At 63.5% G+C, this 11,233-nt stretch carries 8 protein-coding genes; 3 read left to right on the forward strand and 5 right to left on the reverse strand.

The window, feature by feature from the left end:
• Positions 1-58 precede the first annotated feature (58 nt).
• The gene (locus tag KHO49_RS15655; protein WP_123390036.1) at positions 59-1,552 is read left to right on the forward strand and encodes a YifB family Mg chelatase-like AAA ATPase; all 1,494 of its coding nucleotides are present in this window, start codon (positions 59-61) and stop codon (positions 1,550-1,552) included.
• Positions 1,553-1,556: 4 nt separating this feature from the next.
• On the opposite strand, the gene KHO49_RS15660 is transcribed toward KHO49_RS15655, so the two are convergent.
• Both KHO49_RS15660 and KHO49_RS15665 read right to left on the reverse strand, forming a co-directional pair.
• On the reverse strand, positions 1,557-2,771 hold the full coding sequence (locus KHO49_RS15660) for an aldose 1-epimerase family protein (protein WP_123390039.1): 1,215 nt from the start codon (positions 2,769-2,771) through the stop codon (positions 1,557-1,559).
• Positions 2,772-2,884: 113 nt separating this feature from the next.
• Complete coding sequence (locus KHO49_RS15665) at positions 2,885-3,463, reverse strand: TetR/AcrR family transcriptional regulator (protein ID WP_102881272.1); 579 nt, start codon at positions 3,461-3,463, stop codon at positions 2,885-2,887.
• Between the two features lie 113 nt (positions 3,464-3,576).
• Between KHO49_RS15665 and KHO49_RS15670 the strand changes: the two genes are divergently transcribed.
• Entirely contained in the window at positions 3,577-4,503 is a 927-nt protein-coding gene (locus KHO49_RS15670; protein WP_185021125.1) for an ABC transporter six-transmembrane domain-containing protein, read from the forward strand.
• An 86-nt stretch (positions 4,504-4,589) separates the two neighbouring features.
• On the opposite strand, the gene KHO49_RS15675 is transcribed toward KHO49_RS15670, so the two are convergent.
• Both KHO49_RS15675 and KHO49_RS15680 read right to left on the reverse strand, forming a co-directional pair.
• On the reverse strand, positions 4,590-6,566 hold the full coding sequence (locus KHO49_RS15675; protein ID WP_213665238.1) for a methyl-accepting chemotaxis protein: 1,977 nt from the start codon (positions 6,564-6,566) through the stop codon (positions 4,590-4,592).
• Positions 6,567-6,759: 193 nt separating this feature from the next.
• Positions 6,760-7,680 (reverse strand): LysR substrate-binding domain-containing protein, encoded by a 921-nt coding sequence (locus KHO49_RS15680; RefSeq protein ID WP_102862242.1) that lies wholly within the window; start codon positions 7,678-7,680, stop codon positions 6,760-6,762.
• Between the two features lie 157 nt (positions 7,681-7,837).
• Between KHO49_RS15680 and KHO49_RS15685 the strand changes: the two genes are divergently transcribed.
• The gene (locus KHO49_RS15685; RefSeq protein WP_180988447.1) at positions 7,838-9,238 is read left to right on the forward strand and encodes a NorM family multidrug efflux MATE transporter; all 1,401 of its coding nucleotides are present in this window, start codon (positions 7,838-7,840) and stop codon (positions 9,236-9,238) included.
• Positions 9,239-9,292: 54 nt separating this feature from the next.
• Here the strand turns inward: KHO49_RS15685 and KHO49_RS15690 are convergent, their stop codons facing one another.
• Positions 9,293-10,966, reverse strand: a complete 1,674-nt coding sequence (locus tag KHO49_RS15690) for a putative bifunctional diguanylate cyclase/phosphodiesterase (protein ID WP_213665239.1) — start codon at positions 10,964-10,966, stop codon at positions 9,293-9,295.
• Positions 10,967-11,233: the final 267 nt, after the last annotated feature.

The following is an 11,233-nucleotide window of genomic DNA, read 5'->3' on the forward strand; positions in this document are numbered from 1 at the left end:
CATCTATCCTTGCAGCACCGCAGGACGCGGTTCCCGCTGTCTCAAGGAAGATCTCCCCATGTCCCTGGCAATCATCCACAGCCGTGCCCAAGTGGGCGTACAGGCTCCGGCTGTCAGCGTTGAAGTGCACCTGGCCAACGGCCTGCCGAGCCTGACCCTGGTCGGGCTGCCGGAAGCGGCAGTCAAGGAAAGCAAGGACCGGGTGCGCAGCGCCATCCTCAACGCCGGATTCAACTTCCCGCCGCGACGCATCACCCTCAACCTGGCACCCGCGGACTTGCCCAAGGACGGTGGACGATTCGACCTGGCCATCGCCCTGGGCATCCTCGCCGCCAGCGTGCAGGTGCCGGCCCTGGCGCTGGACAACATCGAATGCCTGGGTGAGCTGGCCTTGTCCGGCGAGGTGCGAGCGGTGCGCGGTGTGCTCCCGGCCGCTCTGGCGGCACGCAAGGCGGGACGCACCCTGCTGGTGCCCCGGGCCAATGCCGAGGAAGCCTGCCTGGCCTCGGGCCTGGAGGTGATCGCCGTAGACCATCTGCTGGAGGCCGTCGCCCACTTCAATGGTCACGCCCCCCTTCCGCCTTACGTCAGCGACGGCTTGCAGGAGAATCACACGCCCTACCCCGACCTGCGGGAAGTCCAGGGCCAACTGGCTGCCAAGCGTGCCCTGCTGGTCGCTGCCGCCGGTGCCCATAACCTGCTGTTCAGCGGCCCGCCCGGCACCGGCAAGACCTTGCTGGCCAGTCGCTTGCCCGGCCTGCTGCCACCCTTGCAGGAAGACGAAGCCCTGGAAGTCGCAGCCATTCAATCGGTGAGCAGCCACAAGCCGCTGCACCACTGGCCGCAGCGCCCCTTCCGCCAGCCCCATCATTCGGCATCAGGCCCTGCACTGGTGGGTGGCGGTTCGAAACCTCGTCCGGGAGAAATCACCCTGGCCCATCACGGTGTGTTGTTTCTCGATGAACTGCCGGAGTTCGACCGCAAGGTCCTGGAGGTTCTGCGCGAGCCCATGGAGTCGGGCCAGATCGTCATCGCGCGCGCCCGCGACCGGCTACAGTTTCCGGCGCGCTTCCAACTGGTAGCCGCCATGAACCCCTGCCCCTGTGGCTACCTTGGCGACCCTAACGGACGGTGCCGCTGCACACCGGAACAGATCCAGCGCTATCGCAACAAGCTGTCCGGCCCCTTGCTCGATCGCATCGACCTGCACCTGACCGTAGCCCGCGAAGCCACCGCCCTGAACCCCGAGCCGCAACCGGGGGACGACAGTGCCTGCGCCGCCGCCCGGGTGGCTCAAGCTCGCGAGCTGCAACGGCAACGCCAGGGTTGCGCCAATGCCCATCTCGACCTCCCCGGTCTGAGGCGCCATTGCCGGCTATCCACGGCAGACGAACGCTGGCTGGAAGCGGCCTGCGAACGCCTGGACCTGTCGCTACGAGCCGCCCACCGCCTGCTGAAGGTGGCCCGGACCCTGGCCGACCTGGAGCAGGCGGCACGGATCAACCGCGAGCATCTGGCAGAAGCCCTGCATTACCGGCCGAGCACAGGTTGAAGGGTCACTCCTTGGACAGATCCACCAGCGGCGTGGGGCGCACTTCGGTCTGGCGTCCATCCTGAATCTTGCTGACAAGACTCAGCGCATCATCCACCGCGGCCTTGTCCGCCAGCAGGTTGTAGCGGATCTGGAATTGCCGTTGCTCCTTGGCGCCGATGGTCGGCACCAGATTCAGCGGACGCTGATAGCGGCGGTTGTAAGAGAAACTGGTGCCCGGCTCCAGTCCCGTCACATAACCCTGGCCCTGGGTGTCGGTGTTCTTCCATAGCGAGAACACCGGCAACTGCTGGGTATTGAAGCCCAGCGATACGCCAAGACTGCCCGCCTTGTTATGCAGCACCGCCAGGGTCTCGCCCTTGGCGTCGGCATAAGGCACGACGTTGTAGACGGTCTCGTCATAGTCGCGGGTCGGTCCGCGATAGGTCTGCCAGTCCGCCAGATCGGCCTTGGCTTTGTCGTTGAAGGGCGAGACCTGTTTCACCGGTGCCGCAAACTTGGCCCCCTGCTCAAGGAACGGTGTGCTGAAGTTGCTGTGGTACAGCGCCTGGTATTCCTTCGGATAATCACCGTTGTTGGTCAACCGGTCATTGAGGGTGAAACTGGTGCTGCCGGGCTCGGTAACCAGTTCGGTGGCGACACTGAAATCGACCTTCTTGAACGCCTGCTCCTTGAGCTCACCCCGCAAGTGAATGGCGTAAGGCGGTTTCTCGTCGATATGCAGGGTGACCTTGCTGGCGGGAATGTTCGCCGCGCGGCCATGCAGTGTCAGCAACTCGCCATTGTCCAGGCCAGGGTGCCCGACCCACTCGTAGCCGCAGCGCGTCACCAGCTCATTGAAGCCTTCCAGCCAGCCCAGGCCACCACGGCCATTGAGTTCGATGAACGCCGGATTGACCACTTCCTTGACCGGTGAATCCCAACCCAGGCGCACATCGCCCACCGAGGCCTGCAACACATTCATGCCCCGGGTCGGCACCACCGAGAGCTTCATCACGCCATTGTCGATGTCGATGATGCTCACCCCTTCCTGGCGACCGCCATGCAAGGTGCGCAAGGTCACGGAAAAAGGCCGCTCGGTCTTTACCCCCAGTTGCTGGCTGGTGAGGTGCAGGTTGTCGGCGGCCTTGTCGCTGTCGAGCAATACATAGTCCCAGGCCATGGCATGGGAAGCGGCGCTCAGCGCAGCGAGGGAGACAAGCAGTTTGAGGGACTTCATCGAGGGATTGCCTTTATTGGAGTTGTACGATTTTTATAGCGCTGAAGAATCGTTTCAGCAAGCCAATAAATCGCGCTAACCACCACAAGATCCCATCATCTGCACTGAGGCCCTCAGTCCTCGAACCCCAACAGCAAGCCCGCCACTTCCAGGACTTCTGCCAAGGCAGCCGCGGCAGCCTCGGGCGAGGCCCGCAGCAACAGGTCATCGGCGTAGCCCATGGTTTGCGCGAACAACTGTCGTGCCACGCGTTCGGGGCTGGAGCAGCGGAACACTCCGGCCTGGACCCCACGGTGGACGATCTGCGCCAACATCTGCTGCCACTGACCGTTGATCTTCAGGTAGGCCTCGGCCAGCTCCTGGTCATACATGGCCTCGTCCCAGGCATCGAGCCATAGCGCCCAGCCGTCCTCGGCGGAATCGGGCAGGCAATCGCGGAGAAAACCCTGCAGCGCCTCCAAGGGCGCGACGCCTTGCAGCGGTTCGCCCACCGCCTCCAGTTGCTCATTGGCAAAACGTATGAAGGCCTCGCGGCGCAGCTCCTTCCAATCGCTGAAGTAGTGATAGACATGACTGCGGGACAACCCGGCATGTTCGGCCAGGTCGCGAGTGGAGACATCGGCGAACCCCTTGCTGCGGAACAACTCCAGGGCCGCGCCGATGATCTGGTCTTTACGGTCGTTACGGGACATGGGCAATCGGACCTCTTGACGCCGAGATGGACGGCGCTTGCATTTTGAGCGATCGCTCAAAGATAATTGAGCAGTCGCTCAATATTAACCGTTATCACACCTGTGGTGCACTCATGTCTGTCGTCACCCCATCCGCCGTCGTCGACCCCACACAAAAGATCGGCCAGCAATCGGCCGGCCAGACGCTCAAGGCCATTGCCCGGGCGTACCCGGGCAAGCTGTTTGTCACGTTGTCCCTGGTGGCGCTAGAGAACGCCCTGCTGCTGGCCTACCCGCTGTTTGCCGGGTTCGCCGTAGACTCGATCCTGCGGGGTGACACCACCCACGCGCTGATCTACGCCCTGGTGGTGCTGGGCTTCTGGGTCGTGGGGGCCGCGCGGCGAGCGGTGGACACCCGCACCTTCACCCGCATCTACGCCGACCTGGCGGTGCCGGTGATCCTCAATCAGCGCCTGCAGCAGCAAAACACTTCCACGGCAGCGGCGCGGGTGGTGCTGGCCAGGGAGTTCGTCGACTTCTTCGAAAAGCATGTGCCGACCATCGCCACCGCCCTGGTATCGATTGTCGGTGCCGCGGTCATGCTGCTGGTGATCGAACCCTGGATCGGCCTGGCCTGCCTGGGAGCCCTGCTGCTGTGCGTCACCCTGCTACCGCGCTTTGCACGGCGCAATCAGCAGTTGCACGAACGCCTGAACGATCGGCTGGAAAAGGAGATCGGCCTGGTGGCCAAGGTCGGCGCGGCCTCGCTGCAACGCCACTATCGGCTGCTGTCGCGGCTGCGCATCTGGCTCTCGGACCGGGAGGCGGCGGCCTATCTGTTTCTGGGCGCCGTGGCGGCGATTCTGTTCGTCATTGCCATCAGTCAGCTGGCGCTGTCACCCGAGGTCAAGGCCGGGCATGTGTATGCGGTAATGACTTATCTGTGGACGTTCGTCAGCAGCGTCGACGAGGCCCCGACCATGGTCGATCAACTGGCGCGCCTGCGGGACATCGGCAAGCGCGTTGACCCGGGGCTGGGTGAACCGACCGAACCCCGCTAAACCTCAGAACCACCGGATGCGATAGCCGCCGGCGTGCAGCAGGACCTTGCCCCGCAACCCAGGGTTGCGGGGCGAAAGGGCCACTGTCAGCGGAAGCGGTCGACTTCCTGACGCAGGTCGGCGGCCAGTGTTTCCAGCTCACGGGCAGTGACCGCCAGGTTGGACACCACTTCCCGTTGCTCGCTATTGGCCTGGGCAATGCTCTGCAGGTTGCTGCTGAGCACCGTGGCGGTGCTGCTCTGCTCCTGGGTGGCCGTGGTGATGGCAGCGAACTGCTCGCCGGCGCTGCGGCTCTGCTCGTCGATCAGGGCCAGGGCCGAAGCCACATCGGCGTTGCGCGACAAGCCTTCCTGCATCAGCCGGTTGCCCTGTTCCATGGTCTCGATGGCATGGCCGGTTTCCTGCTGGATGCTGTTGATCATCTGCGAGATTTCGTCGGTGGCCTCGCGAGTACGCGACGCCAGGTTGCGCACCTCATCGGCCACCACGGCGAAGCCGCGACCCTGCTCGCCGGCACGGGCCGCCTCGATGGCGGCGTTGAGAGCAAGCAGGTTGGTCTGGTCGGCAATCGCGGTGATCACCCCGACAATTCCGCCGATCTCCTGGGAGCGTTGGCCAAGGGTATTGATTACCGTAGCCGTGCTGTTGAGCGCCCCGGCAATCTGCTCCAGAGACGATGACGCCTGCTCCATGGACTCGCGGCCGATATGGGTCTGCTGAGCGTTTTCCTCGGCCAGGCGCTGGGTGCTGCCCATGTTGTCGGCGATGTTCAGCGACGTGGCGCTGAACTCCTCAACCGCCCCCGCCATGCTGGTGATCTCGCCCGACTGCTGCTCCATGCCTTCATAGGCACCGCTGGACAGACCAGACAAGGCCTGGGCCCGACCATTGACCTCAGCGGCAGAACGGCGGATGTGCTCGACCATGGTCGACAAGGCTTCACACATCTGGTTGAAACTGCGAGCCAGTTGGCCAATCTCATCGTGGCTGGACACATTCAACCGCGCACTCAGGTCGCCGCCGCCCAAGGCCTGGGCCTGACGCACCAGATCACTCAAGGGCGCCAGCTTGCTGCGCAGCAGCCAGACCGTGGCGCCCACCGCCAACAACATCGCCAACAGGCTGCCGATCACCAGACGGATGCCGACGCTCCAGGTCACCGCCCGAATCTCGGCTTTGGGCATGCTCGCCACCACCGACCAGGGCCCACCGGCAAAAGGCACCGCCAGGCTGTAGAAGTCTTCGCCCTGGTCGCTCCAGAAGCGGCCCTTGCCCGGCTGCTGCGCTGCATCGGTCATGACCTGCGCGGCCTGATCCAGTCCTTGCACGCCCGCCGGTGGCACCAGCCATTTGTGCTGTTCGTCCAGCAAGGCCAGGGAGCCGCTGTGTCCGATGCGGAAGCGCTGGAGATTGTCGAACTGGGCGTTCTGCGCATCGGTGTAGTCAAAACCAACGAACAACACGGCAATCACCTTGCCGGCACGATCCAGCACCGGGGTGTACTGGGTCATGTAGAAACGCTCGAACAACAGCGCGCGGCCGACATAACCCTGCCCCGCCATGAGTTTCTGATAGGCCGGGTGGGCGTGGTCGAGCAAGGTGCCAATGGCCCGGCTGCCGTCCTGCTTGCTCAAGGAAGTACTGACCCGGATGAAGTCGTCGCCGCTGCGCACGAACAGGGTCGCCACCCCGGCGGTCATCTGCTTGAACTCGTCCACTTCCTCGAAGTTGTTGTTCAGCACCACGTCCCCCAGGTGCAGGCCCGGGGTCTGAACCCCGGCCACACTCACCGGTTGTTCGGGATGCAGGCTCAGGCCGCTGCGGAAGCGGTTTTCAAACAAGCCACTGAGGCGCTGGGTGCTTTCGCGCAGGCTGCTGTGAAAGGTGTTGAGCTGATCCGCCAGCAGGCGCGCTTCGCTGGCCAGGTGCTCTTCTCTAGTGTCGAGATTCGCCGAATCCAGAGAACGCAGGGCAAACAGGGTACTGCCGCTGATCACCAGGGCGAGTATCAGGGCAAGGGCAAGCCCTAGCTGGGAGGCTATCCGGGCACGGGGTTGAGACATGATGGCTCCTTACCGAGAAGGCGGATCATCCTGATCGATCAGCACACTCGGCAGTAATTATTCTAGGATTTTTAGTAATTTAGGACCTTCCTGAACGCTGGTTCCATAACCCATGGATTCGGCGGCGCCCACGAATACTTGAGCGCCTAGCAAGGATATCTCCGCGCCCCCGTCGGCCGGGCACTGCATCGTTTCAGCCGAGGCGCTCTACCTCGGGCAGTTGCATGGCCTGGACCTCGCCCTGGAGAAAGTCGCTGAGGCGACGCAAACGTTCGCCTCCCGGCCGGGTCTTGGGCCACACCAGGTAATAGTTCAAGCCACTGGCGACGGCGGTCGGCCAGGGCAGGCTCAAGCGACCCTGAGCCACATCTTCGGCCACCATCAGCAGATCCCCCATGGACACGCCGTAACCCCGAGCCGCCGCAATCATCCCCAGTTCCAGGGTGTCGAACACCTGCCCGCCCTTGAGGGAAACCTGATCCGTAAGCCCCATCTGCTCCAGCCAACTGCGCCAGTCCCGCCGGTCCGGAGTCGGGTGCAACAACTCCGTGGCCGCCAGCCGCGCCACATCCCAGGGCGGGTCTTCGAGCAAGTTCGGAGCACCCACCGGGATCAGCAACTCCGGGAACAGGTAGCTGGCTTCCCAGTCCGGTGGAAAGTGTCCGTTGCTCAGCAGTACCGCGCAGTCGAAGGGCTCCTGGTTGAAGTCCACGGAGTCCACGTCCATCCAGGCACTGGTGAGCTGCACTTCGTTGCCCGGCTGCAGATGGCGGAAGCGGCTGAGGCGGGCCAGCAACCAGCGCATGGTCAGGGTCGACGGCGCCTTCATGCGCAGGATGTCGTCTTCGGCCCGCAGGGTATTGCAGGCCCGCTCCAGGGCACCGAAACCCTCGCGGATACCCGGCAGCAGCAAGCGCGCCGCTTCGGTCAGTTGCAGATTACGCCCGCTGCGCTGGAACAGCCGGCAGGCGAAGTGCTCCTCCAGGGTGCGGATATGCCGGCTGACAGCGCTCTGGGTAATGGACAGCTCCTCGGCCGCGCGGGTGAACGAGCTGTGCCGCGCCGCCGCTTCAAAGGCGCGCAGGGCATAAAGAGGAGGAAGACGACGGGACATGGACGCGCTCCAGCAGCGGAATGACGCAACGCTACCAGAAAGTTATTCGCATGAGTTTTTATCATGCCAGCAAGTATTTTTATCCCTTTGTGCTATGGCCCGGAAGCGCCGAGAATCAGCGCTCTCCCCGACTTTACCCTGATCGAGCCTGATGACCATGCAGCATCCAGCACGTACCGAACTCTGGGCCATCCTGCGGCTGGCGGGGCCGCTGATCGCCTCCCAGCTGGCGCACATGCTGATGGTTCTCACCGACACCCTGATGATGGCCCGCCTCAGCCCGCAAGCCCTGGCCGGCGGTGGCCTGGGCGCCGCCAGCTATTCCTTTGTCTCGATTTTCTGCATCGGCGTGATTGCCGCGGTCGGCACCCTGGTGGCGATTCGTCAGGGCGCCGGAGACATCCAGGGCGCCGCCCGCCTGACCCAGGCCGGCCTGTGGCTGGCCTGGATCATGGCCCTGGTCGCCGGCCTGCTGCTGTGGAACCTCAAACCGCTGTTGCTGCTTTTTGGCCAGACTGAAAGCAACGTCCAGGCTGCCGGCCAGTTCTTGCTGATCCTGCCGTTCGCCCTGCCCGGCTACTTGAGCTTCATGGCCTTGCGCGGCTTCACCAGCGCCATCGGCCGGGCGACGCCGGTGATGGTCATCAGCCTGGCAGGGACTGTGGCCAACTTCCTGCTCAACTATGCATTGATCACCGGCATGTTCGGCCTGCCGAAACTCGGCCTGATGGGCATCGGCCTGGTGACCGCCATCGTCGCCAACTGCATGGCGCTGGCACTGGCCTGGCACATCAAGCGCCATCCGGCCTACGCCGCGTACCCATTGCGCCAGGGCCTGGCCCGGCTGAACACCCATTACCTGCGGGAACTGTGGCGCCTGGGCCTGCCCATTGGCGGCACCTATGCGGTGGAAGTCGGGTTGTTCGCCTTCGCCGCGCTGTGCATGGGCACCATGGGCAGCACTCAATTGGCGGCGCACCAGATCGCCCTGCAGATCGTGTCGGTGGCGTTCATGGTGCCGGCGGGCATCTCCTACGCCATCACCATGCGCATCGGCCAGCACTACGGCGCCGGACAATTGCTGGATGCACGGTTGGCCGGACGGGTCGGGATCGCCTTCGGCGCGGTGGCGATGCTGGGGTTCGCGATGATTTTCTGGCTGCTGCCCAACCAGTTGATCGGGCTGTTCCTCGACCACAACGACCCGGCCTTCGCCGAGGTGATTCAACTGGCGGTGAGCCTGTTGGCGGTAGCGGCCTGGTTCGAGCTGTTCGATGGCACCCAGACCATCGCCATGGGCGCGATCCGCGGTCTCAAGGATGCCAAGACCACCTTCCTGGTGGGCCTGGGCTGCTACTGGCTGATCGGTGCACCTTCGGCATGGCTGATGGCCTTTACCCTGGGCTGGGGACCGACCGGTGTCTGGTGGGGACTGGCCCTGGGCCTGGCCTGCGCGGCCATCAGCCTGACTCTGGCGTTCGAGTGGCGGATGCGCCGCATGATCAAGCGCGAGCCCGAGGTTGCGGCGATGAACGTTCAAGCCAGCAGCGCGGATTGACGGGGAGCGGGTCCTCGCCGCCCAAAGCGGTGGATCAGCACCGGTATCCGTCGCTTAAAGCATCCCCTCCTGCAGCGACTGCTGGCTGCTGCCGAACGTCAGGTACTCCATCAGGTCCGCCAGGGGCAACGGCTTGCTGATCAGGTAGCCCTGGACCTGATCGCAGCCAAAGCCTCGTAGCAACGCCAGTTGCTCCGCGGTTTCCACTCCTTCGGCCACCACATCCAGATTGAGGTTGTGGGCCAGGTTGATCATGGCGTGTACCAGTTTGCGGTTCTCTTCACGCTGCTCCATGCCCCCGACAAAGCTCTTGTCGACCTTGAGCAGGGTGATCGGCAGGCTGTTGAGGTGGACGAAGGAAGAGAAACCGGTACCGAAGTCGTCCAGGGAAAAACGCACTCCAAGGCGCCCCAGGGCATCCATGGTCTGCTTCACCAGATCGCTGCGGCGCATCACTGCGGTTTCCGTCAGCTCGAACTCCAGCCACTGGGCCTCAACCCCGCGCTCGGCGATCAGCCGGCTCAGGGTCGAGAGCAACTGGCTGTCCTGAAACTGGCGGAACGACAGGTTGACCGCCATATGTAGCGAAGGCAGCCCGCGCTCGCGCAGGGCCTGCATGTCTCGCAGAGCACGGGAAATCACCCAGTAGCCCAAGGGCACGATCAGCCCGCTCTGTTCCGCCAGGGGCACAAACTCGCTGGGAGGCAGCAAGCCGCGCTCGCCGTGGCGCCAACGCACCAGGGCTTCGAGGCCGACAATCTTGCCGTCATGCAGGTTCAGCCGGGGTTGGTAATGCAGCTCCAGCTCATCACGGCGCAAGGCTCGGCGCAGTTCGCTTTCCAGATCGGCGAGGCTGCGGGCGTTGCGGTTGATCCGCTCATTGAAGATATGAAAGGTGCAGCCTTGGGTGCTCTTGGCCTGCTGCATGGCGATATGTGCATGCCACATCAACGGGTCGGCGCCGGCATTGGCCCGGGCATGGGCAATCCCCAGGCTGCAGCCGATCAACAGGCTTTCGCCATCGACCCAATAGGGTTCGGCCATGGCTTCGGTGATGCGTTCGGCCATCCATTCGGCGCGCTGCGGCGCGCGGCGGGTGTCGATCAGCAAGGCAAACTCGTCGCTGCCCAGGCGGGCCAGTTGGTCACCAGCCTCCAGTTGGCTCTTGAGCCGCGACACCACCTGCAGGATCAAGCGGTCGCCGGCCTGGTGGCCGAGGGCGTCGTTGGCGTGGCGGAAGTTATCCAGGTCCAGGTGCCCCAGGGCCAGGCCGCGACCGTCGTTTTCCGCCAGCCGCGCGGCCAGCAGGGTCTGGAAGCCCTGGCGGTTGGCGATGCCGGTCAGGGGGTCCTGCTCGGCCAGGCGTTGCAGGGTGTTTTCCAGCACACCGCGCTCGCGTACATGACGCAGGCAGCGGCGCAGGGCGTCGGTACTCAGGCAAGAACCCACCAGCCAGTCGCTGACACCTACCGGGGCTACTGAGGGCTCATGGTCCAGCAATAGAATGGTGGGCAAACTGCAACGCCCGGGACCGGGCTGCAGGCTTGGAATGGTCAGCAGGACCGCATTGCGATCGTCTTCGAACAAACGACTGACCGACTCCCAGGTGGGAGCACTGATCAATACCACCGAGTCTCCCAATGGAGCGACACACTCGCGCAACAACGCTGTCCACACCGGCTCTTCGGCCAGTAGCAGCAAACGCAAGGGTTCGACAGGCTTAGACAAGCTAGCTCCCTAGACTCTGCAAAATGAGTTGGCGGCGGGCATTATGGCGCGCAAATAAGCAATAACAATTGATATTGATTATCATACGCAATTTCTTGTACCGCTCTAACTCGAACATTAGACGCATATTCAGCGCGCATCCTGAGGGAAAGTATCAAAACCGGCAAATTTAGATAGCGTTGTGCGTCACAAGTCGGAGAGAGCAGCAGAATCTGTCCAGCCTGTTAAAATGCCCGCCCTTTTCGTAACCGATCCCTTTTTACCGTC

This window comes from Pseudomonas sp. RC4D1, from assembly GCF_018390395.1.
GTDB lineage: Bacteria > Pseudomonadota > Gammaproteobacteria > Pseudomonadales > Pseudomonadaceae > Aquipseudomonas > Aquipseudomonas danubii.